Source organism: Kytococcus aerolatus (assembly GCF_900187395.1).
GTDB lineage: Bacteria > Actinomycetota > Actinomycetes > Actinomycetales > Dermatophilaceae > Kytococcus > Kytococcus aerolatus.
The window spans coordinates 62,193-87,867 of record NZ_FYEZ01000004.1 but is presented as its reverse complement, the minus strand read 5'-3'; the positions used below and the strand labels follow the sequence as shown (position 1 = coordinate 87,867).

The following is a 25,675-nucleotide window of genomic DNA, read 5'->3' as shown; positions in this document are numbered from 1 at the left end:
CCGAACCACCAACCACGCTGAGCTCTTCACTCACCCGCAGCCACCCGGCCGGGCAACGAGGAGGAACAATACACACACCCCAGCCCCAACGCAAACACTGGCGCAAGTCGTCACGAAAACGTTGCCCTCAGGCCAGATCCCGTTCACCCAGCCCGGGGTCCTCGGCTGGTCCCGCCGCGAGCGTCCGGACCTCTTCCGAGACCGCAGGGGGAAGATCCGCGATGCGCAGCGGCCCTCCCCGGGACAACCGGCGCGCGGCGCGTCCGTGAAGGGTGGCGGCGACCACCGCCGCTGCGTGGGGTGGGCACCCCGTGGCGAGCAGAGCACCAGCCACCCCGGCCAGGACGTCACCTGCCCCGGCGCTGGCAAGCCACGGTGTCCCCTCGTCGACCACCGTGGGAACGGCTCCCTGCTCCGCCTCCCGGGGAGAGGGGACCACCACGGTCACCCACCCCTTGACGAGGGTCGTGACCTCGAAGCGCGTGCTCGCCGCCCACCCGGCCCCCAGGGGGTCGGCCTCCACCTCCTCCCGGGAGCTCCCCAGGAGATGTGCCAGCTCCCCGGCGTGCGGGGTGATCAGCGTGGGGCACCCGCCGGGCGGCACGCCACCTGTCCCAGCGCGCCGGCATCCAGCAGGGCTGGACCACCGCTGCGCGCGAGGCGCGCCTGACGTCGCTGCACCATGGCGTCGTCGACCGGTGTCCCCGGCCCCAGCACCCAGGCCTGCACCCTGCCCTCCCCGGGAACGGCCTCCGGGCACGCGGCCAGCACGAGATCCTCTGCCCGGCGCGGGCCGACGTAGCGCAGCATCCCCACCCCCGTGTGCAGGGCGGCCGAGCTCGTGAGCACCGCGGCGCCGGGGTACACCTCCGACCCGGCGACGACCCCGAGGACTCCCCGGCTGTACTTGTGGGCATCCCGCCGGGGCACCGGGAGGGCCGACCGGAGGTCCGCCTCGGACCACCCGGCCACCACCGTCCCGAGGCCCGTCGCGTCCAGACCGATGTCCACGACCGCGACCTCGCCGCAGTGCTCGCAGGTGGCTGGCAGCAGGTGCGCCGGCTTCGCGCAGGTGAAGGTCACCGTGTGGTCCGCCCGGACGTGGGCACCCGGCTCCGGGGCGCGCCGCCCCTCGGGGTCCACCCCGCTCGGGAGGTCGACGGCGACCACGAGCGGAGCTCCTCCCCCGCTGGCCCGCTGCTCCGCGATGGCCCCGGCCATTCGGCTAGCAGCCCCGCTGAGCCCTCCCCGGGCGCCGAGGCCGACGATCCCGTCGACCACCACGTCGACCTGTGCAGCCAGCTCGTGCGCGGACCCAGCGGGCAGGTGCTCCACCACCTCCACACCGGCCGCCCGCGCTGCCGCCAGCGCCTGCCCGTCCGCCCCCTCCCCCAGGAGCAGGGCCCGGGCCGTCCAGGCGTCACGGCCGCCGGCGAGGTCGGCCACCGCCCAGAGCGCGTCCCCACCGTTCCCCCCACTCCCCACGAGAGCCAGCACCTGCCCGCCCCCGGGGTGGACGCGCCGGACGAGGTCCGCGACGGCACCGGCAGCCCGACGCATGAGCGTCCCGTCCTCGTACGGCGCGCCCGCCGAGCGCTCGAGCTGCCGGACCTCGGCCGGGGAGCAGGCCCGCATCATCGCCCCGCTCCCTGCGGAGACCCCGCTCCGCACGCGGACGCCGCCCCGGCTCCACGGCTGGGAGACAGGGCGGCGTCCGGACGGGCGGTCATGCGCGCGGCAGGGTCCTCACTCGACGGTGACGGACTTGGCCAGGTTGCGCGGCTGGTCGACGTCCAGCCCCTTGGCCGTGGACAGGAACAGCGCGAAGAGCTGCAGCGGGATCACCGCCAGCAGGGGCTGCAGCAGGGTGGTCGACCTCGGGACCCGGATCACCTCGTCGGCGAAGGGCACCACCTGCTCGTCACCCTCCTCGGCGATGACCAGGGTGCGGGCCCCCCGCGCGCGGATCTCCTGGATGTTGGAGACCACCTTGCCGTGCAGTCCGTGGGGCGCATCGGTGGGGGGCACCACGATGAAGACCGGCTGCCCGGGCTCGATCAGGGCGATCGGACCGTGCTTGAGCTCACCCGCGGCGAAGCCCTCGGCGTGGATGTAGGCCAGCTCCTTGAGCTTGAGCGCACCCTCCATGGCGATGGGGAAGCCCACGTTCCGGCCCAGGAAGAGCACGGAGCGGGTGTCGGACATGAAGCCGGCGATCTCCTCGATGCGCGCGGTGTCCTCCAGGAGCGAGTCGATCTTCCCGGGGATCTCGTGGAGGTCCGCGAGCACGTTCTCCGCCTCGTCGGCATAGGTCCCGCCCTTGAGCTGGGCCAGGTACAGGCCGAGCACGTAGCAGGCGGTGATCTGCGCGACGAAGGCCTTGGTGGAGGCGACGGCGATCTCCGGACCGGCGTGCGTGTACAGCACGGCATCGGACTCGCGGGGGATGGTCGAGCCGTGGCTGTTGCAGATCGACAGCGTGTTGGCGCCCAGCTCGCGGGCGTGGCGCACGGCCATCAGGGTGTCCATCGTCTCGCCGGACTGCGAGATGGACACGACGAGCGTCCGCGGGTCGAGCACCGGGTCGCGGTAGCGGAACTCGTGGGCCAGGTCCACCTCGACGGGGACACGGGCCCAGTGCTCGATGCCGTACTTGGCGACCATGCCGGCGTAGGCCGAGGTGCCGCAGGCGATGATGATGATCTTGTTGATCTGCCGCATGGACTCCTCGGAGGTCTTCAGCTCGTCGAGCGTCAGACGACCGTCGGCGTCGGTGCGTCCCAGGAGCGTGTCCCGCACCGCCTGCCCCTGATCGTGGATCTCCTTCTCCATGAAGGTGTCGTAGCCGCCCTTCTCCGCGGCCGCGGCGTCCCAGGTCACCTCGAAGGGCGTGCCCTCACCCGGGGTGCCGTCGAAGTTGAGGACCTCGACGCCCTCGGCGGTGATCGTGGCGATCTGGTCCTGCCCCATCTCCATCGCCTGCTTGGTGTGGCTGATGAAGGCGGCGACGTCGGAACCGAGGAAGTTCTCGCCCTCCCCCAGGCCGATGACCAGGGGGGAGTTGCGCCGGGCACCGACGACGGTGCCCGGGGAGTCGGCGTGCACCGCCAGGAGGGTGAACGCACCCTCCAGCGAGTTCACGGTCGTGCGCATGGCCTCGGTCAGGTCACCGGCGTAGTTCCGGGCCAGCAGGTGCGCCACGACCTCGGTGTCGGTCTCGGAGGTGAACTGCACACCGTCGGCCTCGAGCTCGCCGCGCAGGGAGTGGAAGTTCTCGATGATCCCGTTGTGGATCAGGGCGAGCTTGCCGTCCTCGCCACCGCGGTGCGGGTGCGCGTTCTCGTCCGTCGGCCCGCCGTGGGTGGCCCAGCGGGTGTGACCGATGCCGGTGGTGGTCTCGGGCATCGGGTGGGCGGCCAGCTCCTCCTGCAGGTTCACCAGCTTGCCGGCCTTCTTGGCGGTCTCGACCCGGTCGCCGCCCACGAGGGCGACTCCGGCCGAGTCGTACCCGCGGTACTCGAGGCGCGCGAGGCCCTCCATGACGACATCCAGGGCGCGCTGGCCCTTGTCCCGGCCCACATATCCGACGATTCCACACATAATCGTCAGACTATCCGGTCGATCCCCCCCCGCCCTGCGTTCTCACGAGTTGCGAGGATCACAGGCAGAATGTCCCCATGCCTTCACCGCAGACGATGCACTCCCCCTATGTGGAACTGGGCCGGGACGACTGGGCCCGGTTGCGGCAGTCGCACCCGATGAGCCTCACCGCAGAGGACATCGCCCGGATCGAGGGCATCGGTGACCGCATCGACGCCCGGGAGGTCGAGGAGATCTACCTCCCCCTCTCCCGCCTGATCAACCTGCACGTGCGCAACTCGCAGAGCCTGCGCGCCACCACCTCCGAGTTTCTCGGCGAGACCCCGAGGAGGATCCCGTTCATCATCGGCGTGGCCGGGTCGGTCGCCGTCGGCAAGTCGACCACCGCCCGCCTGCTGCACGACCTCATGGCCCGGTGGCCCGAGACCCCCCGCGTGCAGCTGGTCACCACCGACGGCTTCCTCTTCCCCAACGAGGAGCTCGAGAAGCGGGGCCTCATGGAGCGCAAGGGCTTCCCCGAGAGCTACGACCGCCGCAAGCTCCTGCGCTTCGTCTCCGCGGTGAAGGCCGGCTCCCCGCAGGTGTCGGCCCCTGTGTACTCCCACCTCGTCTACGACATCGTGCCGGACGAGGAGGTCGTCGTGGACCAGCCGGACGTGCTCATCGTCGAGGGGCTCAACGTCCTCCAGCCACCGGTCGCCCGCAAGGACGGCTCCGCGGGCCTGGCCGTCAGCGACTTCTTCGACTTCTCCGTCTACGTCGACGCCCGGGTGGAGGACATCAAGTCCTGGTATCTCGACCGCTTCCAGAAGCTGCGCCGGACCGCCTTCGCCGACCCCGAGTCCTTCTTCCACCGCTACGCCTCGATGTCCGCCCAGGAGGCCGAGGACTTCGCCCTCTCGGTCTGGGACGCCATCAACGGTCCCAACCTGCAGCAGAACATCGCCCCCACCCGGGGCCGGGCCACGGCGGTGCTCACCAAGGACGAGAACCACGCGGTGCACCGGGTGCTCCTGCGCAAGGTCTGATCTGCGGCCCACGGGCCGGCTGCCATGATGACCCCATGACCGAATACCGCACTGAGCACGACTCCATGGGCGAGATGCAGGTTCCGGCCGATGCGCTGTACGGCGCCTCGACCGCCCGCGCCGTGGAGAACTTCCCCATCTCCGGGCGCCCCGTGCCCGCCGCCGTCGTCCACGCCTTCGGCCAGCTGAAGGCCGCTGCCGCCCGCGCGAACGCCGAGCTGGGCAACCTGGACCAGGCCAAGGCGGACGCCATCGTCACCGCTGCCGAGTCCGTGGCCCGCGGCGAGCACGACGAGCACTTCCCGGTGGACATCTTCCAGACGGGTTCCGGCACCTCGACGAACATGAACTCCAACGAGGTCATCGCCACCCTGGCCCGCCAGGCCGGCACCGAGGTGCACCCCAACGACGACGTGAACATGGGCCAGTCCTCGAACGACACCTTCCCCACCGCCATGCGCGTGGCGATGGTGCAGGGCGTCTCCGAGCGCCTCGACCCGGCCCTGGAGAAGCTCCAGCAGGCCCTGGAGGCCAAGGCGCAGGAGTTCGCCGAGGTCGTCAAGGCCGGCCGCACCCACCTCATGGACGCCGTGCCGGTGACCCTGGGGCAGGAGTTCGGTGGCTACGCCCGCCAGATCCAGCTAGGCCGGGAGCGCCTCGCCCAGGCGCTGGACGCCGTCCGCGAGCTGCCCCTGGGCGGCACCGCCGCCGGCACCGGCCTCAACGCCCACCCGGAGTTCGCGGGCAAGGCGATCGCCGACCTCTCCCGCCAGGTGGGTGTGGAGATGCGCGAGGCGGAGGACCACTTCGAGGCCCAGTCCACCCAGGACGCCGTGGTGCACCTCTCCGCCGCGACCCGCCTGCTGGCGGTCTCGCTGACGAAGATCTGCAACGACCTGCGCTGGATGGGCTCCGGCCCCCGCGCGGGCCTCGGTGAGCTCCGTCTGCCCGAGCTGCAGCCCGGCTCGTCGATCATGCCCGGCAAGGTCAACCCCGTGATCCCCGAGGCCACCCTCATGGTGTGCGCCCGGGTCATCGGCAACGACGCCACGATCGCCATGGGCGGCGCCTCGGGCTCGTTCGAGCTCAACGTGATGCTGCCGGTGATGGCGACCGACATGCTGGACTCGATCGACCTGCTCGCCGGCGCCTCGACCGTGCTGGCCGACCGCTGCGTCTCCGGCCTGGAGGCCAACACCGAGCACCTCGCCGAGCTCGCCGGTGCGTCCACGGCCATCGTGACCGCTCTCAACTCGGCGATCGGCTACGAGGCGGCCTCCAAGGTGGCCAAGCAGTCGCTCGCGGAGAAGAAGACCGTCCGCCAGGTGGTCATCGACCGCGGCCACGTGGAGAACGGTGACCTCACCGAGGCCGAGCTGGACGAGGCCCTCGACCTGCTCGGGATGGCCACGCCGCACGGCCGCTGAGCACCCTCCGCGCACGAGGAAGGCCCCCACCGTCCGGTGGGGGCCTTCCTCGTGTGCTGGGCAGGCGCCTGGCCCGCCGAGCAGCGATGATCGATCAGTACCAGCCGACGGCCTCGGAGTGGGCCCAAGCGCCACAAGGGGTGCCGTAGCGCCCCGAGATGTACCCCAGACCCCACTCGATCTGCGTGGCGGGGTTGGTCCGCCAGTCGGGACCGGCGGAGGCCATCTTGTTCCCGGGCAGCGACTGGGGGATCCCGTAGGCACCCGAGGAGGGGTTCTCGGCGTTCCACCGCCAGTGCGACTCGCGGTGCCAGAGCTTGTCGAGGCACTGGAACTCGGACTCGCCCCAGCCATAGGTCTGGATCTGGGCCCGCGCGATCGCCTTGGCCTGGGCCGGGGTGCCGCCGGAGACGGGTGCCGGCTCGGGCTTCTGGCGCTCCTGCTCCTCACGCTCACGCTTCTCACGCTCGAGGCGCTCCTGCTCCTCGCGCTCACGCTTCTCACGCTCGAGGCGCTCCTGCTCCTCGCGCTCACGCTTCTCAAGCTCGAGGCGCTCCTGCTCCTCGCGCTCACGCTTCTCACGCTCGAGGCGCTCCTGCTCCTCGCGCTCACGCTCCTGACGCTCGAGGCGCTCCTGCTCCTCGCGCTCCTGGCGTGCGGCCTCCTCGGCGCGGCGCTGGTGCTCCGCGTACTCACGCTCGCGCTGCTCCTGACGCGCACGCTCGGCGGCCTCGCGCTCGGCCTGCGCACGCTCCTGCGCGGCCTTCTCGGCAGCGGCCTTCTCGGCGGCCTCACGCTGCGCACGCTCCTGCGCGGCCTTCTCGGCAGCGGCCTTCTCGGCGGCCTCACGCTGCGCACGCTCCTGCGCGGCCTTCTCGGCAGCCTGACGCTCGGCCTGCTCCTGCGCGGCCTTCTCGGCGGCCTCACGCTCAGCCTGCTCACGCGCCTCAGCCTTGGCCGCAGCCTTCTCGGCCGCCTCACGCTCAGCAGCCTTCTCCGCTGCCTGACGCTCGGCCTGCTCCTGCGCGGCCCTCTCCGCAGCCTGACGCTCGGCACGCTCCTGCGCCGACTCACGCGCCTCGGCCCGGCGGGCAGCCTTCTCAGCCGCCTCACGCTCGGCCTGCTCACGTGCGGCCTTCTCAGCCGCCTCACGCTCGGCAGCCTTCTCCGCAGCCTCACGCTCGGCCTGCTCCTGCGCCGACTCACGCGCCTCGGCCTTCTTCGCCGCCTTCGCGGCAGCGGCCTTCTCGGCAGCCTCACGCTCAGCCTGCTCACGAGCCTCAGCCTTGGACTTCTCCTCCGCCTCGCGCTCAGCCCGCACCTCGGCCGCGGCACGGGCCTCGGCCTCACGCTCCGCCTCGGTCTTCTTCGCCGCCTTCGCGGCAGCGGCCTTCTCGGCGGCCTTGCGCTGGGCCTTCAGCTCAGCGGCACGACGGGCCTCGGCGCGCTCCTGGGCCTGCTGCTCAGCGGCCTTGCGCTCCTCGGCGGCACGGGCCACCGCCTTCTGAGCGGCATCCTGCTGCGCCTGCTCGGCACGCTTCTGGGCGGCCTCGCGCGCCTTGGCACGCGCCTTGCTCTCATCAGCACGGTCGGACTTCCCACCGGAGCGGCTCGCGGCCTCATCCCGGTCGGCGGCGGCCACCTCGTGCTCGAGGTTGTTGCCCTGGTCCTCGGGCTCGGGGTCCGTCGAGGGCAGGGTGGTCGCGGTGAGACCGGCCACGGAGGCCAGGGCCGTCACGGCAGCGGCAGCACCAGCCACCGGGTGGCGGCGCACGGCATCCCAGCCGGAGTTCGACGAGTTCGGAGGGGTCAGCTTCATCGATCAATCCTTCGAGTCGCGGCCGGGAAGGACAACCCGGCCCTCGGTGGCACGTCAGCTCGATGGGGACGACGCGCCCTGATCCTGCCCGCCAGGGGACCCCGAACAGGGGTGACCCACAGCTGGCAAGTTCGTCCACTCTTGCTCATGGCACAGTCGGATGCAAGCTCCCGAGGCCTCGCCCTGTGGACAGACGGGTTCACCCCAGGTTCACCTTCTGGTCATGACACCGCCAGATAGCAACGAATTCCCGGGTCATGCCTGGAGGAGCTCCGTGACAAGCGCCGCAATCGGAGAACGCTCCGACCGGGTCAGGGTCACGTGGGCGAAGAGCGGATTCCCCTTGAGCGCCTCGATGACCGCCGCGACACCGTCGTGCTTGCCGACCCGCAGGTTGTCCCGCTGGGCCACGTCGTGGGTCAGGACCACCCGACTGTTCTGCCCGATGCGCGAGAGCACCGTGAGGAGGACGTTCCGCTCCAGGCTCTGCGCCTCGTCGACGATCACGAAGGCGTCGTGCAGGGAGCGCCCCCGGATGTGGGTCAGGGGCAGCACCTCGATGAGCTCCCGGTCCACGATCTCCTCGACCACCGGGCGGGAGACCACCGCCGTGAGCGTGTCGAAGACCGCCTGCGCCCAGGGCCCCATCTTCTCGTTCTCGCTGCCCGGGAGGTACCCGAGGTCCTGGCCACCCACCGCGTAGAGCGGCCGGAAGACGATCACCTTCTGCTGCTGGCGACGCTCCATGACCGCCTCCAGACCAGCGCACAGCGCGAGCGCCGACTTGCCGGTGCCCGCGTGGCCACCCAGCGAGACGATGCCGACGTCCGGGTCCAGCAGCAGGTCCAGGGCCACCCGCTGCTCGGCGCTGCGACCGTGGAGCCCGAAGGCGTCCTGGTCGCCCCGCACCATGCGCAGCGCACCGTCCGGAGCCACCCGGGCCAGACCGGACCCGGAGGGTGCGGTGAGGACCACACCGGTGTTGCAGGGCAGCTCCTCGGCCTCCGCGGACTCGGTGCGGCCGTCGTCGTACAGGGCGTCCATCTGCTCGGTGGACACCGCCAGGTGGGCCATCCCGGTCCACCCGGACTCGACGGCCATCTCGTTGCGGTACTCCTGCGCCTCCAGACCGACCGCCGAGGCCTTCACGCGCATCGGCAGGTCCTTGGAGACGACGCAGACGTCCTTGCCCTCGTCGGCCAGGTTGCGCGCCACCGAGAGGATGCGCGTGTCGTTGTCCCCCAGGCGGAAGCCCACGGGCAGGGACGAGGGGTCGGTGTGGTTGAGCTCGACGTGCAACCACCCGCCGGCCTCGGTGGGGATCGGGGCGTCCAACCGGCCGTGCTCCACCCGGAGGCCGTCGAGGATCCGCAGGGCCGAGCGGGCGAAGTAGCCCAGCTCGGGGTGGTGGCGCTTGGCCTCCAGCTCGGTGATGACCACCACCGGCAGGACGACGTCGTGCTCCTCGAAGCGCATCATCGCCCGCGGGTCGGAGAGCAGCACCGAGGTGTCGAGGACGTACGTGCGCGTGGTGGGCGTGGAGGACCCGGGGGCGACAGCAGGTTCCGCCGCGGCCCGGCCGGCCCCCTCACCCCCTCGCGCCTCGAGCACGGACGGGAACTCCGGGTGACCGGTCATGACGCCTCCTGCCCCGGGCGGGTGCCCGCGGGTCGACTCGCTGACACTCCCGAACGTAGGGGCCGGAACGCGCCGGCGCCTCCCCCCACGTCGCCCGGCATCGATCGTTGGCCGAACGTTCACCGCCGGTTCACGGGCCCCACCGCGCCGCGGACGGATCAGTCAGCGGCCGAAGCGTCGCTCGCGTCCGACGTACGAGCGCAGGGCCCGCAAGAAGTCCACCCGCCGGAAGTCGGGCCAGTAGGCCTCGCAGAAGTAGTACTCCGACTTCTCGCTCTGCCAGAGGAGGAAACCCCCGAGCCGCTGCTCCCCCGAGGTCCGGATCACCAGATCCGGGTCCGGCTGGCCCCGCGTGTACAGGTGCCGCCCGATCGCCTCCGGCGTCATCGAGTCGGCGGCCTCCGCCAGGCTGCGCCCCGCAGCATCCCACTCCCGCAGCAGGGAGGCGACGGCGTCGCTGATCTCCCGCCGGCCCCCGTAGCTGACCGCGATGTTCACCACCAACCCCTGGACCGCCTCGGTCCTCGCCGCGGCCTCCACGAGCACCTCACGGGTGGAGGCCGGCAGCAGCCCCAGCGCCCCGACGATGTGGATCCGCCACCGCCCGCAGGAGGCCAGCCCCCGCACCACGTCCTCGATGATGGCCAGGAGCGGCTCGAGCTCCTCGGCCGGACGCTGCAGGTTGTCCGTGGAGAGCATCCACAGGGTGACGACCTCGATCCCGAGCTCGTCGCACCACCCGAGGAAGGGAGCAATGTTGTCCGCACCGGCCCGGTGTCCCGCCGCCGTGGCGGTCCCCCGGGCGCGCGCCCAGCGCCGGTTGCCGTCGAGCATCACCCCGACGTGTCGCGGCAGGCGCTCCGGGTCGAGCTCCGCGGCCAGCCGCTGCTCGTAGGCGCCATAGACCAGGCCACGCACGCGGCGCCCCGGCCCACCGGTCGACTCACTCACCCGCGGGGCCGCCCTCGTGCTGGGCGCCGGCACCCTCCCGGGCCTCCTCGCGGCGACGCTGCTTCTCGAGATAGCTCACCCGGCGCAGGTGCCGGGTCATGCTCCAGCCCAGGGCCCAGACGGCGAGGGCCAGCACGAACATCGCGAGGAAGGCACCCAGGCCTCCCGTGGTCGAGACGTTCGTGTCCGGCTCCTGCTGGGCCAGCAGCCCCAGCGTGGTCATCGCGGTGTTCATGCGTCCTCCTCCTCGACCGCCGTGGTCCGGCCGTCGTAGCTCATGTCGGCCCAGCGAGCGGCGCGGGCCAGGGCGTCGGCCTCCCCCGGGTCCGCGGGGATCCCGGCGAACAGGTCGTCCTCGGGCAGCGTCACCTCCACCAGCGAGACCGCCAGCTCGTAGTCCTCGTACGGGTAGGCCCGCCGCTGCACCTCGAGCGGCACGCTGAAGAAGAAGCCGTCGGGGTCGATCTGGGTGGCGTGGGCCCGCAGGGCGTCGTCCCGCCCCTCGAACCAGTCCGCCGCCTCCACCTGCGTGGTGATCGTCCGGCGGGGGCGCCCCTCCCAGCGATCCAGCCACCCGGCGTACGGGGACTCCAGCCCCGCCTCCTCGCAGCCCGCGTGCAGGGCCTCGATCCGCTGCGGGTTGAACCCGGCGTTGTAGTAGACCTTCAACGGCTGCCAGGGCTCCCCGGCGTGGGGGAAGCGCGCCGCGTCACCCGCTGCCTCCACCGCGGCCATCGTCACCCGGTGGGTCATGATGTGGTCCGGGTGGGGGTACCCGCCGTTCTCGTCGTAGGTGGTGACCACGTGGGGGCGCACCTCGCGGATGACCCGGACCAGGGCCTCCGCGGTCACCTCCAGGGACTCCCGGGCGAAGCACCCCTCCGGCAGCGGGGGCAGCGGATCGCCCTCCGGCAGCCCCGAGTCCACGAAACCCAGCCACACGTGGTCCACACCGAGGACCTCCTGGGCGGCGGCCATCTCCCGCCGCCGCACCTCCGGCAGGTTCCGCAGCACCTGGGGGTCCTCCTGCAGACGCGGGTTGAGCACGTCGCCCCGCTCGCCCCCGGTGCAGGAGACGACCGTGACCGACCGACCCTCGGCCACGTAGCGCAACGTGGTCGCCGCCCCCTTGCTGGACTCGTCGTCCGGGTGGGCGTGGACCGCGAGCAGGCGCAGCTGGTCGGTCACCGGGGGCTCCTCCAGGGTCGTGCAGGACAATGGCGAGCGCCATTGTCCCCCATCGCGCGCAGGAGACCCGATGACCGCCCCCGCCCAGCCCACCTCCCGCACCGCGGAGGCCGCGCGTCGCCGTCGCTGGTGGATCATCGGGGGCGTCGGGATCGCCCTGGCCACGGCCGTCGTCGTGTGGTTCGGCCTGGCGCTCACCGCCGGCAAGGTCAGCTGGTACGACGCCGGCTACGAGGACGTGACCGACAGCTCCGTCACCGTCATCTACGACGTGCACCGTGACCCGGAGCGGGAGGTGGCCTGCCGGCTGGTGGCCGAGGACGAGAAGCACGCCGTGGTCGGCACCACGGAGGTGCAGGTGCCGCCCTCCGGCGAGGGGTCCACCCGCGAACGGAGCACGATGCGCACCACCGCCCGCCCGCTGGTGGGGTACGTGACGGGCTGCTGGTACACCGACGAGGCCTGACCCCGCACCGAGGGGCTGGCAGTCCGGCGACTTCCCGAGTACTCTTGCCCCTCATCCCCCGTGGGCCCGTGCGCTTCCTGCTCCGCAGTCGACGCCGAGTGACCACGGGACAGACACCCACACGACACAAGGTCCGGTCGCGAAGCTGGCGGCCGGACCTTTCCGCAGTCCGGTGACGACACCCGTCGTGACCGGAGCGGCGAAGGAGAAGACCATGGCTGAGACCACGCCCGAGACGACGTACCTGACCCGTGCGGCCCACGAGCGCCTGACCTCCGAGCTCGAGCAGCTCAAGGGCGAGGGGCGCCGCGACATCGCCTACCGGATCGAGGAGGCCCGCTCCGAGGGGGACCTCAAGGAGAACGGCGGGTACCACGCGGCCAAGGAGGAGCAGGGGAAGATGGAGGCGCGCATCGCGCAGCTCACCCGGCTGCTCGAGAACGCCGAGGTCGGTGAGGAGCCCCCGGCCGACGACGGTGTCGTCGAGCCCGGCATGGTGGTGACCATCGAGATGTTCGGCGACACCGAGACCTTCCTCTTCGGCAACCGCGAGATCGCCGACGGCGACGACCTGGAGGTCTACTCGGAGAAGTCCCCGCTGGGGCAGGCCATCAACGGCCACAAGCAGGGCGAGACCATCGGCTACGAGGCCCCCAACGGCAAGACCATCGACGTCCGCATCGTGGGCGTCAAGCCCTACGAGGGCTGAGCACCGACCCCACCGACCGGAGGCCGACACCCCCACCTGTGGGGTGCCGGCCTCCGGCGTTCTCCGGTCCCGGTGCGACGATGGGGGCATGATCGACCCGAACACGCCCCTCGCCCCCGGAACGCCCCACGCCGTGCTCGACGTGCCCATGGACTCGTGGCCCGGCGGCTGCGAGATCGTCCACGTGGCCGCCGGCTGCTTCTGGGGCGTGGAGCGCTTCTACTGGCAGCTGCCCGGGGTGGTGACCACTGCCGTGGGCTACATGGGCGGCTCCGACCCGCACCCCACGTACCGCTCGGTGTGCAGCGGGACGACCGGCCACGCCGAGACCGTCCGCGTGGTCTTCGACCCGGAACGCGTGACCGTCGACGAGGTGCTGCGCGTCTTCTGGGAGAACCACGACCCCACCCAGGGCAACCGGCAGGGCAACGACATCGGCTCGCAGTACCGCTCGGCGGTCTTCTGCACCACCGGCCACCAGGTGCGGGTCGCCCGGGCCCAGCGCGAGGCGATGCAGGAGCAGCTCCTGGCGGCCGGCCACGGGGTGGTCACCACCGAGATCGTGGAGCCGGAGCACGTCGGGGAGTTCCACCTCGCCGAGGAGTTCCACCAGCAGTACCTGCACAAGAACCCCGGCGGCTACTGCAATCACGGGCCGAACGGGATGAGCTGCCCGGTCGGGCTGGTGGACCTGCCCGCCCAGACCGATGTGCTGCCGCCGACGGCGGGCTGACCGCCGCTCCCGGAGGGGCAGGTCTCAGGCCGGCGGCCCGCCCCCGTGCTCGGTGAGATAGGCGAGGATCGCCCGCACCCGGCGGTTCTCCTCGTCCGGCGCCAGCCGCAGCTTGGCGAAGATGTTCGAGACGTGTTTGGCCACCGCGGCCCCGGAGACGAACAGCTCCCCGGCGATCTGGGTGTTCGACAGGCCCCGGGCCATGAGCTCCAGCACCTCCAGCTCGCGGGCGCTGAGCTGTCCGAGGCCGGAGGCCCCGGAGCGCATCATCGCCCGGGCCACCGTGGGGTCGGTGACCACTCCCCCGGCCAGGACGAGCTCGAGGGAGGAGACGAAGTCCGTCACCTCGCTGATCCGGTCCTTGAGCAGGTAGCCCACTCCCCCGGCCCGCGGCGGCTGCGGCAGGGCGAAGAGGCGCTGGGCGTGCACCGGCACCACGTACTGGCTCACCACGAGCACCGAGAGCTCCGGGTGCTCCCGCTTGAGCTCGACCGCCGCGCGGATGCCGTCGTCGGTCATCTCCGGGGGCATCCGGGCGTCGGTCACCACCGCGTCGGGGCGCTGGCGGGAGGCGGTCAGGCCGCGCACCAGGTCGACCAGCCCGGTCGCATCGGCAGCCTGCCCGAGGATCTCGTACCCACGGCGCTCCAGCAGCCCGGCCAGCCCCTCCCGGAGGATCGCCGAGTCGTCGGCCACCACCAGCCGCGCGCTCACAGGACCACCCCCGGCTCGCCCCGGCGCAGCAGCAGCGGCACCGAGGCCGCCACCTGGGTGGGCCCACCGGGCGGGCTGGCGACGGTGACCTCCCCGCCGAAGGCCGCCAACCGCTCGGCGAGCCCGGACAGGCCGTGCCCCGGCAGGATGCGGGCCCCGCCGGGGCCGGTGTCCACCACCGAGATGCGCAGGTCCGTGTCCGCGGCCAGGAGGACCGTGACCTCCGCTCCCGGGGCGTGCTTCGCGGCGTTCGCCATCGCCTCGCAGGCGAAGAAGTAGGCCGAGACGAGCACCCCCTCGGGAATCACCGGCAACGGGTGCGGGCAGATCACGCGGATGGGTCCGGGGAGCCGCTCGGCCACCTCCTCCAGGGCGGCGGCCAGGCCCTGCTCGACGAGGCTCGCCGGGTGGATGCCGCGCACCGTGGCCCGCAGCGAGTCCAGCCCCTCGGCCAGCCGCCCCTGGGCCGCCGCCAGGAGCTCGGAGAGCCCCGGGTCCCGCTGCGCAGCCGCCAGCTCGCGGGCCTCCCCGAGCAGCATCGCGGCCGCCACCATGTACTGCTGGGCCCCGTCGTGCAGGTCGCGCTCGATGCGCCGCCGCTCCACCTCGTACGCGTCCACGACCTCCCGGCGGGAGGCGGTCAGGGCGGCGATGCGGCGCTCGGCACGGCGCTCGTTGGCGCGTGGGTCGACACGTCGCAGGAAGCTCACCCCCGGGACGCTACCGGAGCCGGAGAGCATCACCGGGAGCCTGGCGGGAAGTGCTGGCACCACCCGGGAACCACTGCCTGCACCATGGTCTCCTGCCCGCCCAGCCCGTGGAATGGGGACCATGCACTCCGACGACCGCACACCGATCCCACCGACCCCCGGACCGCCCCACTGCCACAGCCCGGCGGACGCGCTCCTGGAGACCCGTGACATCACCGTCTCCTACGGCGACGCCCAGGCCCTGGCCGGGGTGAGCCTCACGATCCACCCCCGGGAGACCGTCGCCGTCATGGGCCCCTCGGGCTCCGGCAAGTCCACCCTGCTGCACTGCCTCTCGGGGATCGTCACCCCCACCCGGGGCGAGGTCCTCCTCGAGGACCAGCCCCTCTCCGCCCTCTCGGACGCGAAGCGCTCCCGCACCCGGCTGCGGGAGTTCGGCTTCGTCTTCCAGGACCACCAGCTCCTGCCCGAGCTGCCGGCCCGGGAGAACGTCGCCCTGCCGCAGCTCCTCAACGGCACCCCGCGGGGGCAGGCCCTGCGCGCGGCCGACAGCGCCCTGGAGGGACTCGGCATCGGCCACCTGCGCACGCGCCGCCCGGGCGACATGTCCGGTGGTCAGGCGCAGCGGGTGGCGATCGCCCGCGCCATGGCCGGTGAGCCGCGCGTGGTCTTCGCCGACGAGCCCACCGGCGCCCTGGACCAGGCCACCGGCCACGAGGTGATGCAGCTGCTCACGGCAACCACGGCCCGCACCGGGAGCGCCCTCGTCCTGGTCACCCACGACCCCGGGGTGGCCCGCTGGTGCTCGCGCCTGGTGGAGATCCGCGACGGCCTCATCCACCGCGACACGCTCATCGAGCAGCCGCTGGGGGTGGACGCCTGATGGCCCGTGGACTGACCTCCTTCACGCTCCACCTCACCCGGGCCCGCTTCGCCAGCCGGGAGGGTGAGTCCTTCCTCTTCGTCGCCGCCGTGCTCGCCCTCACCGTGGCCGCCACGCTGGCGTTCACCGTCGGCGGGGGCACGTGGATGTTCGTGCAGCGCTGGCGGGAGCCCACCGGGATCCACGCCGAGATGGTCCGGGCCGATGCCGGGCTCCGCGACATGATGCTCCAGCCCTACGTGGGCCTGGCCGCCCTGGCCTGCATGCTCCTCGTGCCCACGATCGTCTCCCTCGTCGGGTCCGCGGCCGTCCTCGGCGCCCGGGGCCGGCAGGAGCGGATGGCGACGCTGCGCCTCATCGGGCTCTCCTCCGGCCAGGTCACCCGGATGGTGCTCGTCGAGACCGTCCTGCAGGCCCTCGTCGGGGTCGTCCTCGGCTATCTCCTCTACCTGCTCACCCTGCCGGCCTGGACCCGGCTGGAGATGCAGGCGATGCAGGTCCGCGCGTCGGAGATGCTCCTCCCGGCGTGGCTCACGCTCGCGATCGCCGCCGCCACCCTGCTCATCGCCGTCCTCTCGGCGGCCCTCGGGATGCGCCGGGTGCGCGTCTCGCCGCTCGGGGTGGCCCGGCGCGCCAGCAGCCCGGCCCTGCGCTGGTGGCGCCTGCTCGTCTTCGTCGGCCTCCTCGGGCTGGCCTGGGTGCTCACGCTGGTCACCCCGTCGGACGGCCAGAGCCTGATCCCCTTCCTCATTGTCGGCACCTCGCTGCTCGTGCTCGTCACGGCCATGAACATCGGCGGGCCGTGGCTCCTCCAGCTGGCGGCCCGGGTGACCTCCCACCTGCCCGGGGCGAGCCTCATGACCGCCAGCCGCCGGGTGGCCGCGGACCCCCGCAGCACCTGGGGGCGGGTGGCCGGCATCGGCCTCATGACCTTCATGGGCACCTACGTGGCGATGATGCCGCTGCCCACCGAACCCCCCGGCCCGGCGGACGCCGAGGCCACCGTCGAGGCCGCCGTCGGCTGGGACATCACCCAGGGCGCCTTCATCACCCTCGCGATCGGGCTCGTCGTGACGGCGACGGCCACCTACATCACCCAGGCCTCCTCGGTCTTCGAGCGCGCCGACCAGTCGCGGGCCCTGCAAAAGATGGGGACGGGCCTGCCCTTCCAGCGCCGGGTGGTCTGGCTGGAGGTGCTCGGCCCGCTCGTGATGGCCATCGCCCTCGGCGCAGGGCTGGGGGCCGCGATCGCCCTCCCGCTGGCCCGCGCCTCCCAGACCGCGGGCTTCGAGCAGTCCGGCCAGGGCCCGCTCCTCATCGGTCTCGTCCTCGGGGTGGGCCTGCTCCTGGCCGCCCTGGCCGTGCTGGCGACCGGCCCGCTCCACCGACGGGTGGTCAGCCGGCCCGCTCGGTGACGCGGCCGAGGATCTCCGGCCAGGCCCGGTCGAGCTGACGCCCGCCGAGGCGGACGCCGAGCGCCAGCACGCCGGCCCCGAGGGCCGCCCCGAGCAGCAGGGCCGCCCCCTGGGCCACCGGGCTGTCGTGCCCCCACACACCCAGCACCAGCACCGGCACGCAGACCGCCACCTGGGTGACCGTGCACACGAGCAGGGCGAGGAAGGTGGCCAGGGTGGACCCGGGCGGGTTGGCGAACTGGTTGGCCCCCGGCGGCGGGGCGGGGAACTGCCACATGGCGGAGGTCCACTGCCCCGCCCCGACCCCGGCCCCGATGACGGCCAGCGAGAGCCCTGTCGCCAGCGGCCACCAGCGCCAGTCACCCACCGCGAGCGCCCCCACGGTGACGAGCACGAGGGTCAGCGGGACCGCCCACAGGAGCACCGGCAGCGCGCGCCCCCACCGGTCGTCGCGCCCGCGCATGCCCGAGAGGACGTGCAGCGAGAAGGGCGACCCGTCGTAGGAGGTGTCCTGCATGGTGGCGATGGAGCACGCCCAGGCCGTCGCGAGCGCCACGAAGGGCAGCAGCGCCCTCCCCTCGGTCGGCATCGGCTCCGCGGACGGGGCGAGCAGACCGGGCAGCACCATGAGCACGGGCATGAGGAGGGCCATGCCGAGGGACATCAGGTAGCGCGGGTCCCGGGTCCAGTAGCGCAGGGCGCGCTGCATGACCGCCCCGGCCCGCGTGTCCGGGAGGAAGCGGTCGTACCAGGCGGCCCCGCGGACCACGGTGCCCTCCACCCCGGAGGCCGGCGGGCTGGTGAGCCGTGCGTCCAACGCCCGGCGCCAGACCCACAACAGGGCCAGACAGGTCACCACGGCGATCGCCCCGTGCGCCACGGCCAGGCCCCACCGGCCCGTCGCGACGTCCCCGGGCACCGCCCAGGGCGCGCCCAGCGGGGTCCAGGCGAGCACCCCGGCCACCAGGCCGCCCTCGGTACGGGCGGCCTCCACGGAGGTGATGCGGGAGCTGATGAGGTTGATCCACACCCCGAGGGTGGCGCTGAGCAGCACCGCCACCATGCTCGTCGCGTCCCGCCAGCGCCGTCCCCCGGCGGCCGCGGCCACCGCCGTCGAGAGGGCCCGGGTGCCGACGACCGCCGAGAGCGAGCCGAGGAGCCCGAACACCAGGGCGGCCAGCGCCGCCGCGGGCGTGCGCGCCCAGGCGAGGACGAAGCCGAGGGTGAGCGCCAGCTGGGCCACCCCCGCGGGCCCGACCAGGGAACTGGCCACCAGACCGGGCAGGAGGCGGCGGGCGGTCACCGGGAAGAGGGCGAAGCGGGCCGGGTCCAGGGTCTCGTCCAGCCCCGTCGCGAGGATGGGGACGACGTACCACTGGAGGGCCACCAGTGCCATGACACAGGTGGTGACGATGCCGACGTCCTGCGCCCGACTCGCCCAGGTCAGCCCCGTGGCGGCCATGAGGCCACCCCCGGCCAGTCCGCCGCCGACGAGGAGGACCGCGCCGAGGACGAAGCCGACCGCGCGCATCGGCGAGCGGCGCAGTCCGCTGCGCAGCAGCCGGATCTTCAGACCGACGAGCTCGCCAACCACGGCAGACCTCCCGTCGACCCCTCGGGTGCACCGACGATGTGCAGGAAGCGGTCCTGCAGGCTGGACCCGGCCCGCACCTCGTCCACCGGCCCGGCGGCCACGAGCCGCCCCGCGGCGAGCACGGCCACGTGCGTGCACAGCGTCTCCACCAGCTCCATGACGTGCGAGCTGAGCACGACCGTCCCCCCGCCGGCCACGAACTCGCGCAGCAGCGTGCGGATGCCCTGGCCGGAGACGGGGTCGACCGCCTCGAAGGGCTCATCGAGCACCAGCAGGCGCGGAGCGTGCACCAGCGCGCAAGCCAGCCCGATCTTCTTGGTCATGCCCGCCGAGTAGTCGACGACGAGCTTCTCCCCGGCGGCCTCCAGCCCGAGCACGCGCAGCAGGTCCGCGGCCCGCTCGGCGGCGAGCTCCCGGGGGAGGCCGTGCAGCCGCCCGGCATAGGTCACGAGCTCCCGCCCGCTGAGCCGGTCGAAGAGGCGCACCCCGTCCGGCAGCACCCCCATGAGGCCCTTGGCCCGGGCCGGGTCGGCCCACACGTCGTGGCCCAGCACGCTGGCCGTGCCCTCGTCGGGCCGCAGCAGACCGGTCGCCATCGAGAGTGCCGTCGTCTTGCCCGCACCGTTCGGGCCCACCAGGCCGAAGAGGGACCCGGCCGGGACGACGAGGTCCACGCCGGCGACCGCCCGGTGCCCGTCGAAGGTCTTGCTCAGCCCCCTCCACTCCATGGCCGGCGGGTGCGTGCTCGGGGGCCGTGGGCCCTGCTCCTCGTGGTGGTCCATGCGTGGAGGGTAGGCCGCCCCCGGGGCCGGCCGACTCATCCTGTGGCCGGAGGCCGCCGGGGGCCCGCCCGCGTCCTGCATGGAATGATGCAGCGGTCCTCCACGCGAAAGGTCCCCCGACAGCGCATGCCCGGCAACGCCACCTTCCGACACACCAACACCTCGGTGCTCTCCGTGACCGCCCTGCAGGCTCCGGAGGTCCACACCTCGGCCGAGTTCGACGAGCGCATCATGACCTCGCTGCGCCGCAACCGGCTGGTCCCCGGGGTGCTCACACGCCTCGTGGGCATCAAGGAGCGACGGTGGTGGCCGGAGGACGTGCACTTCACCGAGGCCGCGGCCGAGGCCGGACGCCGGGCCCTCCACGACGCCGGGGTCCGCCCCGAGCAGATCGGGCTCATGGTCAACACCTCCGTGAGCCGGGACCACCTCGAGCCGTCCACCGCCGTGAAGGTGCACGACCTGCTCGGACTGCCCCGCAGCGCCATGAACTTCGACGTGACCAACGCCTGCCTCGGGTTCGTCAACGGCATGCAGATCGCCGCCGCGATGATCGACTCCGGGCAGATCGACTACGCGCTGATCGTCAACGCCGAGACCACCCGGGACACCCACGAGCGCACCCTGGCCCGGCTCTCCGAGGAGCCGACCACCGCCGAGGACATCCTCCAGCAGCTGGCCACGCTCACCCTCGGCTCGGGCGCCGCGGCGATGGTGCTCGGCCGCACCGACCAGCACCCCGAGGGCCACCGCTTCGTCGGCGGCGTCTCGCGGGCCGCCACCGAGCACAACGAGCTGTGCGTCGGCGACTTCGACCGGATGACCACCGACTCGGTCGCCCTCCAGGAGGCAGGCATCGCCCTCTCCGAGGCCCTCTGGGAGGAGGCCTCCGAGGAGTTCGACTGGCAGGATCTCGACCGCTACGTCATCCACCAGGTCTCCACGGTGCACACCGAGCAGGTGTGCGACCGCCTCGGCCTCGACGGCACCAAGGTGCCCCGCACCTTCCCCCAGTTCGGGAACATGGGGCCGGCCGCCGTGCCCTTCACCCTCGCCCTGGAGGCCCCGACCCTGGAGCGCGGCGACCGCGTCCTGCTCATGGGCATCGGCTCCGGGCTCAACGCCTGCTGCGCAGAGATCGAGTGGTGATCCCGGTGGCCGCACAGTGGACCCCCTTGGAGGAGCTGCCGCAGGTCGACCCGCGCTGGCAGCACCACGTCGAGATCCCCGCCCACGACGGGCACGCGGCCACCACCATGGCCGTCCTGGACACCCACTCCCCGGCCCTCCAGGCCGAGGGCGCCGACCTCGACGCGGTGGAGCGGGTCCTGGTCTGTGTGCACGGCAACCCCACCTGGTCCTACCTCTGGCGCCGCGTCCTGGCCCAGGCCCCCGCCGGGTGGCGCGTGGTCGCCGTCGACCACGTCGGCATGGGGCACAGCGAGCGCCCGGAGACCTTCCGGCACCTCCCCCACCGCATCGAGGACCTCGACCTGGCGCTCCGCGCGCTGGGTGTGGTCGGTCCCGGGAGCGCCGGCCGGGCCGTCTCGGTGATGGTGCACGACTGGGGCGGCGCCATCGGTCTCGGCTGGGCGGCACGCACCGACGCCCCGATCGCCTCCGTGGTGGCCACCAACACCGCCCTGTGGCAGCCCGACGACCGGGTGCCCCCGGGTATCCGGGCCGCCCGCGCCGCCCGGCTCCACGAGCTGGCCACCGTGGGCACCCCGACCTTCGTGCGGGCCGCCTCCCTGGTGGGCCGCCCCGGCCCGTCCCGGGAGATCGCCCGCGCCCTGGCCTCCCCCTACCCGGACGCCGCCTCCCGCCGGGCGGTCGGTGAGTTCGTCGCCGACATCCCGCTCGAGGCCGACCACCCGAGCCGCTCCACGCTCGTCGAGGTGGCCGAGGGGGTCCGCCGGCTCGGCGAGCGCGGGGTGCCGGCGCTCGTGCTGTGGGGCGCGAAGGACCCGGTGTTCACCGACCGCTACCTGCGCGACCTGCTGGAGCGCCTGCCGGGCGCCGACGTGCACCGCTGGGCCGACGCCTCCCACCTGGTCCTGGAGGACCGGCCCGAGGGGGTCGACCTGGCCTGGGAGTGGCTGACCGACGAGCGCACCGCTCCGGCGACCGCCCCCGGCACGGAGCCCACGGATCCCGCCGTGGACGCCGCGGCGTCGAGCGGCCCGATCTGGTCCCGCCTCACCGCCCGTGCCCAGGACGACCCGGACGCGACGGCCATCACCGAGCTCGGCGGCGACCGACGCCGGAGCATCACCTTCGGCGCCCTCGAGCAGGAGGTCGAGCAGCTCGCCCGCGGCCTGCGCCGCCTCGGCGTCCAGCGGGGCACCCGGGTGGCCGTCCTCGTGCCGCCGGGCATCGACCTCACCGCGGTCGTGTACGCCGTCTGGCGCGCCGGTGGCTCGGTCGTCGTGGCCGACGCCGGCCTCGGCGTGGCCCCCATGGCCGGGGCCCTGCGCAGCGCCGACCCGCAGTACGTCATCGGCATCGCCAAGGGCCTGGCCGCCGTCCGGGCACTCGGCGTGGAGGGCACCCGGGTCCTGGTCAGCGAGCGCACCGGGCGGGCCGCCCGGGCCGAGCGGCGCGCCGTCGACGCCCTGCTCACGCTGACCGACCTGCGGGCCGGGGACCCGACCACCGGCCCGGCCCCCGAGCCGCTGCCGACCCCCACCCCGGACGACGAGGCCGCCGTGCTCTTCACCTCCGGGGCCACCGGCCCACCCAAGGGCGTGGTCTACCGGCACCGGCAGCTGCTCGCCCAGCGCGACGTCATCGAGCAGGCGCTGGAGCTGCGCGGCGGGGAGTCCCTCGTGGCCGCCTTCGCGCCCTTCGCGCTCTACGGGCCGGCGCTGGGCATGACCTCCGCCGTGCCGGACATGGACGTCACGCAGCCGGACACGCTCACCGCGGCCGCCCTCGTCGAGGCGGTCGAGGCGGTGGACGCCGACGTCGTCTTCGCCTCGCCGGCCGCCCTGCGCAACATCGTGGCCACCCACGACCCGGCCCACGGCACGCTCGACGGAGTGCGCCTCGTGATGTCCGCCGGCGCCCCGGTGCCGGTGGCCCTGCTGGAGGACGTGGCCCGGCTGGTGCCGAACGCGGCGACGATCACCCCCTACGGGATGACCGAGGCCCTGCCGCTCACGAGCACCGACCCGCGGACCGTGGCGGCGCAGGACCTGGCGGCCCACGCCGGTGTGTGCGTCGGCCGCCCCGTGCCGGGGGTGACCCTCCGCATCGCACCGCTCGCCGCCGACGGGGCCCCGGGCGAGGACGACAGCCTCACCGACGCACCGGACGTCTCCGGGGAGGTCGTGGCCCGCGCCCCGCACGTCAAGAGCCACTACGACCGCCTCTGGGGCACCCAGCGCCACACCGCCCACCCGACCGGCTGGCACCGCACCGGGGACATCGGGCACCTCGACGCGCAGGGACGGCTCTGGATCGAGGGTCGCGGCATCCACACCGTCACCACCGAGCGCGGACCAGTGACCCCCGGTGGCATCGAGTCCCGGGTGGAGCGGATCGAGGCCGTGCGCAGCGCGGCGGTCGTCGGGATCGGCCCGGCCGGTCGGCAGCGGGTGGCGGTCGTGCTGGTCCCCGAGCGGGGAGTGGACGCCCGCCTGCACGGCGACTCGCCGGTGGCGGCACCGGACCTGGCCGCCGCGGTGCGCCGGGCGGCCGGCGACGGCCCGGGAACGGCACCCGTCGCCGCCGTCCTGGTGCGCGACCGGCTCCCGGTCGACATCCGCCACGCCTCGAAGATCGACCGCACCGCCCTGGCCCGCTGGGCCTCGCGGGTGCTGGCCGGGCAGGGCGACGCGACCTCCGGGCGAGGGGTCGCCGGCCTGGGTCAGCGGCTGCTGGGCCGTGTCACGCGGGTGGGGTTCCGGCCGTGACGCGCGTCCTGGTGACCGGCGCCTCGGGCATGCTCGGCGGTGCCGTGGCCCGTGCCCTGGCCGAGCGTGGCGACGAGGTGACGGTCATGCAGCGCCGGCCCAGCGACTCCGGCCTGCGCGAGGTGCTCGGCAGCGTCGACGACCCGGCAGCGGTCCGCCGGGCGGTCGAGGGGCAGGAGGCCGTGGTGCACCTGGCTGCCAAGGTCAACGTGGTGGGCCCGCTCGCCGAGTACGAGCGGACGAACATCACCGGGACCCAGCTCCTCGTGGACGCCGCCCGCGAGGCCGGGGTGACGCGCTTCGTGCACACCAGCTCCCCCTCGGTGGCGCACGCCGGCAGTGCCCTGGTGGGCGTCGGCGCCGAGCCGGCCGACCCGGTGCGGGCGCGCGGGAGCTACGCCCGCACGAAGGCCGCCGCCGAGGTCATCGCCCTGGCCGCCGACGGCCCCGGGTTCGCGGTCACCGCCCTGCGCCCGCACCTGGTCTGGGGACCGGGCGACACCCAGCTCATCGGCCGCCTCGTGGCACGCGCCCGGGCCGGCCGGCTCCCCTGGGTCGGCGACGGCGCGGCGCTCGTCGACTCCACCTACGTCGACAACGCCCGCGACGCCCTGGTGGCCGGGCTGGACGCCCTCGCCCGCCCCCGAGCGGCCGACTCCGCCCACGGCCGTGCCCTGGTGGTGACCAACGACGAGCCCCGGCCCGTCGGGGAGCTCATTGCCGGGATCCTCGCCGCGCACGGCGCCCCGATGCCGCGGCTGACCATCGGCCCGACCCCGGCCGGGGTGGCCGGGCACGCCGTCGACCTGGCCGTCGCCGCGGCGGAGAACGTCCGCCCCATCACCGAGCCGCCGCTCACGCACTTCCTGGTGGAACAACTCACCACCGCCCACTGGTTCACCCAACGGGAGACGCACACCGCCCTGCAGTGGCGGCCGTCCGTCTCCCTCGACGACGGACTGGAGCGGCTGCGGGAGGCGCAGTGAACCACTGGGCGCAGGACGCCATCGGGCGGGGGCTGAGGGTGGCGTCCCGCGTGGCGGCAGGAGCGGCACAGCCGGCTGCCGTGACCGTGGCCGGGGCCGGGCTGCTGGGGGTCGGCACCGTGGGCCTCCAGCTGTGGCAGGCCAGCCAGCTCTCCGACGGCAGCCCCGGGAACGCGCCGGACGACCAGGGGGTCTACGGCCCCGGGGAGTCCGCCCCCTGGCAGCTCGTGGTGATGGGTGACTCGGTGGCCAACGGGATCGGCGCGCAGCGCCCCGGGCAGACGATCGGCGCCCGCTGTGCCCGCCGCATCGCGGAGGTCTCCGGGCGGCCCGTGCACCTGCACTCCACCGCGGTGAACTCGGTGACCTCGCTGGGCCTCCCCGAGCAGGTGGACCGGGCCCTGGCGCACTTCCCCCAGCCGGACCTGGTGCTGCTCTCCATCGGCGGCAACGACATCGCCCAGTTCGCCGACCGGGACGCCTGTCTGGCGGCCCTCTCCGAGGCCGTCCGCCGGCTGGTGGGGGCCGGGGCCGAGGTGGTCGTGGCCACCTGCCCGGACTTCGGGATGATCGCCTCCCTGGGCCAGCCCCTGCGCTGGCTCATGCAGCAGCGCTCCCGCGGTTACGCCGCCGCCCAGACCGTGGCCGTCGTGGAGGCCGGCGGACGCACCGTCTCGCTGGGTTCGCTCATCACCCGCGCCTTCCTCGACGACCCCGACCGGATGTTCCACACCGACCGCTTCCACCCCTCGGCGCAGGGCTACCAGCGGGCTGCCCGAGTGATCGTCCCCTCCCTGCTCGACGCGCTCCACCTCCCCGTGGGCGAGCGCGACCGGGCGCGGGCGGAGGGGGCCGTGGTGGAGACCGCCGACCGGCTCTCCCTCTCCCGGGCCGCCATCCGGGCCGCTGCCCAGGAGGGCACCGAGGTGCTCGGGGCCGGCGAGGACGCGCAGGAGCAGCGCCGTCAGGGGGTGGGGCGACTGGGAGCGCTGGTGCGCCGTCGCCGGCAGGACCCCGGGGACGACGCGGACACCGCCGCCCCGCCACGCCCGGTGCCCTTCAACCATCCCGAGGGAATGTGACCTCGAACACCTAGACTGGCCGGACGCCTCCCC

General features: G+C 73.6%; 22 protein-coding genes and 1 pseudogene. 11 read left to right on the top strand and 12 right to left on the bottom strand.

Annotated features, from left to right (window positions below):
• Window positions 1-127 precede the first annotated feature (127 nt).
• The 3 genes from CFT82_RS11340 to glmS all read right to left on the bottom strand — a co-directional run bounded on the left by CFT82_RS11340 (window position 128) and on the right by glmS (window position 3,600).
• The gene (locus tag CFT82_RS11340; RefSeq protein WP_088819290.1) at window positions 128-604 is read right to left on the bottom strand and encodes an ADP-dependent NAD(P)H-hydrate dehydratase; all 477 of its coding nucleotides are present in this window, start codon (window positions 602-604) and stop codon (window positions 128-130) included.
• Window positions 577-1,638, bottom strand: coding sequence for an NAD(P)H-hydrate epimerase (locus tag CFT82_RS11335; RefSeq protein WP_088819289.1), 1,062 nt, complete (start codon window positions 1,636-1,638; stop codon window positions 577-579). The genes CFT82_RS11340 and CFT82_RS11335 overlap by 28 nt, the downstream gene beginning before the upstream one ends.
• A 108-nt stretch (window positions 1,639-1,746) precedes the next feature.
• Window positions 1,747-3,600, bottom strand: a complete 1,854-nt coding sequence (gene glmS / locus CFT82_RS11330) for a glutamine--fructose-6-phosphate transaminase (isomerizing) (RefSeq protein ID WP_088819288.1) — start codon at window positions 3,598-3,600, stop codon at window positions 1,747-1,749.
• A gap of 77 nt (window positions 3,601-3,677) precedes the next feature.
• Between glmS and coaA the strand changes: the two genes are divergently transcribed.
• Window positions 3,678-4,628 carry a type I pantothenate kinase gene (gene coaA, locus CFT82_RS11325; protein WP_088819287.1) on the top strand — a complete coding sequence of 317 codons (951 nt, stop codon included), beginning with the start codon at window positions 3,678-3,680 and terminating at the stop codon, window positions 4,626-4,628.
• Between the two features lie 35 nt (window positions 4,629-4,663).
• Window positions 4,664-6,055, top strand: a complete 1,392-nt coding sequence (locus tag CFT82_RS11320) for a class II fumarate hydratase (protein ID WP_088819286.1) — start codon at window positions 4,664-4,666, stop codon at window positions 6,053-6,055.
• A gap of 94 nt (window positions 6,056-6,149) precedes the next feature.
• Here the strand turns inward: CFT82_RS11320 and CFT82_RS12380 are convergent.
• The 5 genes and pseudogenes from CFT82_RS12380 to mca all read right to left on the bottom strand — a co-directional run.
• Window positions 6,150-6,452, bottom strand: a pseudogene (locus CFT82_RS12380) (aggregation-promoting factor C-terminal-like domain-containing protein); the annotation flags it as partial.
• A 1,677-nt stretch (window positions 6,453-8,129) separates the two neighbouring features.
• Entirely contained in the window at window positions 8,130-9,353 is a 1,224-nt protein-coding gene (locus CFT82_RS11310; RefSeq protein ID WP_234994475.1) for a PhoH family protein, read from the bottom strand.
• Between the two features lie 321 nt (window positions 9,354-9,674).
• The gene (locus CFT82_RS11305) at window positions 9,675-10,463 is read right to left on the bottom strand and encodes an isoprenyl transferase (RefSeq protein ID WP_088819301.1); all 789 of its coding nucleotides are present in this window, start codon (window positions 10,461-10,463) and stop codon (window positions 9,675-9,677) included.
• A complete protein-coding gene (locus tag CFT82_RS11300; RefSeq protein WP_088819284.1) occupies window positions 10,456-10,698 on the bottom strand; it encodes a hypothetical protein in 243 nt (80 codons plus the stop codon). The genes CFT82_RS11305 and CFT82_RS11300 overlap by 8 nt, the downstream gene beginning before the upstream one ends.
• Window positions 10,695-11,651, bottom strand: a complete 957-nt coding sequence (gene mca / locus CFT82_RS11295) for a mycothiol conjugate amidase Mca (protein ID WP_088819283.1) — start codon at window positions 11,649-11,651, stop codon at window positions 10,695-10,697. Before mca ends, CFT82_RS11300 begins: the two co-directional genes overlap by 4 nt.
• Window positions 11,652-11,721: 70 nt before the next feature.
• Here mca and CFT82_RS11290 point away from each other — a divergent pair, with 70 nt between their 5' ends.
• From CFT82_RS11290 to msrA, 3 genes are all read left to right on the top strand, one after another.
• Window positions 11,722-12,117 (top strand): DUF4307 domain-containing protein, encoded by a 396-nt coding sequence (locus CFT82_RS11290; protein WP_088819282.1) that lies wholly within the window; start codon window positions 11,722-11,724, stop codon window positions 12,115-12,117.
• 214 nt (window positions 12,118-12,331) lie between these two features.
• The gene (gene greA / locus CFT82_RS11285; protein WP_088819281.1) at window positions 12,332-12,826 is read left to right on the top strand and encodes a transcription elongation factor GreA; all 495 of its coding nucleotides are present in this window, start codon (window positions 12,332-12,334) and stop codon (window positions 12,824-12,826) included.
• Between the two features lie 88 nt (window positions 12,827-12,914).
• Window positions 12,915-13,559 (top strand): peptide-methionine (S)-S-oxide reductase MsrA, encoded by a 645-nt coding sequence (gene msrA, locus CFT82_RS11280; protein ID WP_088819280.1) that lies wholly within the window; start codon window positions 12,915-12,917, stop codon window positions 13,557-13,559.
• A 24-nt stretch (window positions 13,560-13,583) separates the two neighbouring features.
• Here msrA and CFT82_RS11275 read toward each other — a convergent pair whose 3' ends face one another.
• Together CFT82_RS11275 and CFT82_RS11270 are read right to left on the bottom strand one after the other, a co-directional pair.
• Window positions 13,584-14,273, bottom strand: a complete 690-nt coding sequence (locus CFT82_RS11275) for a response regulator transcription factor (protein WP_088819279.1) — start codon at window positions 14,271-14,273, stop codon at window positions 13,584-13,586.
• Window positions 14,270-14,983, bottom strand: coding sequence for a sensor histidine kinase (locus tag CFT82_RS11270; RefSeq protein ID WP_234994473.1), 714 nt, complete (start codon window positions 14,981-14,983; stop codon window positions 14,270-14,272). Before CFT82_RS11270 ends, CFT82_RS11275 begins: the two co-directional genes overlap by 4 nt.
• A gap of 121 nt (window positions 14,984-15,104) precedes the next feature.
• On the opposite strand from CFT82_RS11270, the gene CFT82_RS11265 reads away from it, so the two are divergent.
• Window positions 15,105-15,866: an ABC transporter ATP-binding protein gene (locus tag CFT82_RS11265; protein ID WP_088819300.1), complete on the top strand. Its 762-nt coding sequence runs from the start codon at window positions 15,105-15,107 to the stop codon at window positions 15,864-15,866.
• On the top strand, window positions 15,866-17,281 hold the full coding sequence (locus tag CFT82_RS11260) for an FtsX-like permease family protein (protein ID WP_088819277.1): 1,416 nt from the start codon (window positions 15,866-15,868) through the stop codon (window positions 17,279-17,281). Before CFT82_RS11265 ends, CFT82_RS11260 begins: the two co-directional genes overlap by 1 nt.
• Here the strand turns inward: CFT82_RS11260 and CFT82_RS11785 are convergent.
• Window positions 17,262-18,875, bottom strand: coding sequence for a hypothetical protein (locus tag CFT82_RS11785; protein WP_088819276.1), 1,614 nt, complete (start codon window positions 18,873-18,875; stop codon window positions 17,262-17,264). The genes CFT82_RS11260 and CFT82_RS11785 overlap by 20 nt on opposite strands.
• Window positions 18,851-19,657 (bottom strand): ABC transporter ATP-binding protein, encoded by an 807-nt coding sequence (locus CFT82_RS11250; RefSeq protein WP_234994472.1) that lies wholly within the window; start codon window positions 19,655-19,657, stop codon window positions 18,851-18,853. Before CFT82_RS11250 ends, CFT82_RS11785 begins: the two co-directional genes overlap by 25 nt.
• A 126-nt stretch (window positions 19,658-19,783) precedes the next feature.
• Between CFT82_RS11250 and CFT82_RS11245 the strand changes: the two genes are divergently transcribed.
• The 4 genes from CFT82_RS11245 to CFT82_RS11230 are packed head-to-tail and all read left to right on the top strand — an operon-like array spanning window position 19,784 to window position 25,642.
• Window positions 19,784-20,806: a 3-oxoacyl-ACP synthase III gene (locus CFT82_RS11245; protein ID WP_088819299.1), complete on the top strand. Its 1,023-nt coding sequence runs from the start codon at window positions 19,784-19,786 to the stop codon at window positions 20,804-20,806.
• 5 nt (window positions 20,807-20,811) lie between these two features.
• A complete protein-coding gene (locus CFT82_RS11240; protein ID WP_234994470.1) occupies window positions 20,812-23,574 on the top strand; it encodes an alpha/beta fold hydrolase in 2,763 nt (920 codons plus the stop codon).
• Window positions 23,571-24,560, top strand: coding sequence for an NAD-dependent epimerase/dehydratase family protein (locus tag CFT82_RS11235; RefSeq protein ID WP_088819274.1), 990 nt, complete (start codon window positions 23,571-23,573; stop codon window positions 24,558-24,560). Before CFT82_RS11240 ends, CFT82_RS11235 begins: the two co-directional genes overlap by 4 nt.
• Window positions 24,557-25,642 carry an SGNH/GDSL hydrolase family protein gene (locus tag CFT82_RS11230; RefSeq protein ID WP_088819273.1) on the top strand — a complete coding sequence of 362 codons (1,086 nt, stop codon included), beginning with the start codon at window positions 24,557-24,559 and terminating at the stop codon, window positions 25,640-25,642. The genes CFT82_RS11235 and CFT82_RS11230 overlap by 4 nt, the downstream gene beginning before the upstream one ends.
• Window positions 25,643-25,675: the final 33 nt, after the last annotated feature.

Bases quoted from the DNA above. Each gene is read 5' to 3' on its own strand.
- msrA (WP_088819280.1), top strand. From the start codon at position 12,915: ATGATCGACCCGAACACGCCCCTCGCCCCCGGAACGCCCCACGCCGTG.
- CFT82_RS11300 (WP_088819284.1), bottom strand. From the start codon at position 10,698: ATGAACACCGCGATGACCACGCTGGGGCTGCTGGCCCAGCAGGAGCCG.
- CFT82_RS11250 (WP_234994472.1), bottom strand. From the start codon at position 19,657: ATGGACCACCACGAGGAGCAGGGCCCACGGCCCCCGAGCACGCACCCG.
- CFT82_RS11260 (WP_088819277.1), top strand. From the start codon at position 15,866: ATGGCCCGTGGACTGACCTCCTTCACGCTCCACCTCACCCGGGCCCGC.
- CFT82_RS11265 (WP_088819300.1), top strand. From the start codon at position 15,105: ATGCACTCCGACGACCGCACACCGATCCCACCGACCCCCGGACCGCCC.
- coaA (WP_088819287.1), top strand. From the start codon at position 3,678: ATGCCTTCACCGCAGACGATGCACTCCCCCTATGTGGAACTGGGCCGG.
- CFT82_RS11245 (WP_088819299.1), top strand. From the start codon at position 19,784: ATGCCCGGCAACGCCACCTTCCGACACACCAACACCTCGGTGCTCTCC.
- greA (WP_088819281.1), top strand. From the start codon at position 12,332: ATGGCTGAGACCACGCCCGAGACGACGTACCTGACCCGTGCGGCCCAC.
- CFT82_RS11335 (WP_088819289.1), bottom strand. From the start codon at position 1,638: ATGATGCGGGCCTGCTCCCCGGCCGAGGTCCGGCAGCTCGAGCGCTCG.
- glmS (WP_088819288.1), bottom strand. From the start codon at position 3,600: ATGTGTGGAATCGTCGGATATGTGGGCCGGGACAAGGGCCAGCGCGCC.
- CFT82_RS11310 (WP_234994475.1), bottom strand. From the start codon at position 9,353: ATGATGCGCTTCGAGGAGCACGACGTCGTCCTGCCGGTGGTGGTCATC.
- CFT82_RS11320 (WP_088819286.1), top strand. From the start codon at position 4,664: ATGACCGAATACCGCACTGAGCACGACTCCATGGGCGAGATGCAGGTT.
- CFT82_RS11290 (WP_088819282.1), top strand. From the start codon at position 11,722: ATGACCGCCCCCGCCCAGCCCACCTCCCGCACCGCGGAGGCCGCGCGT.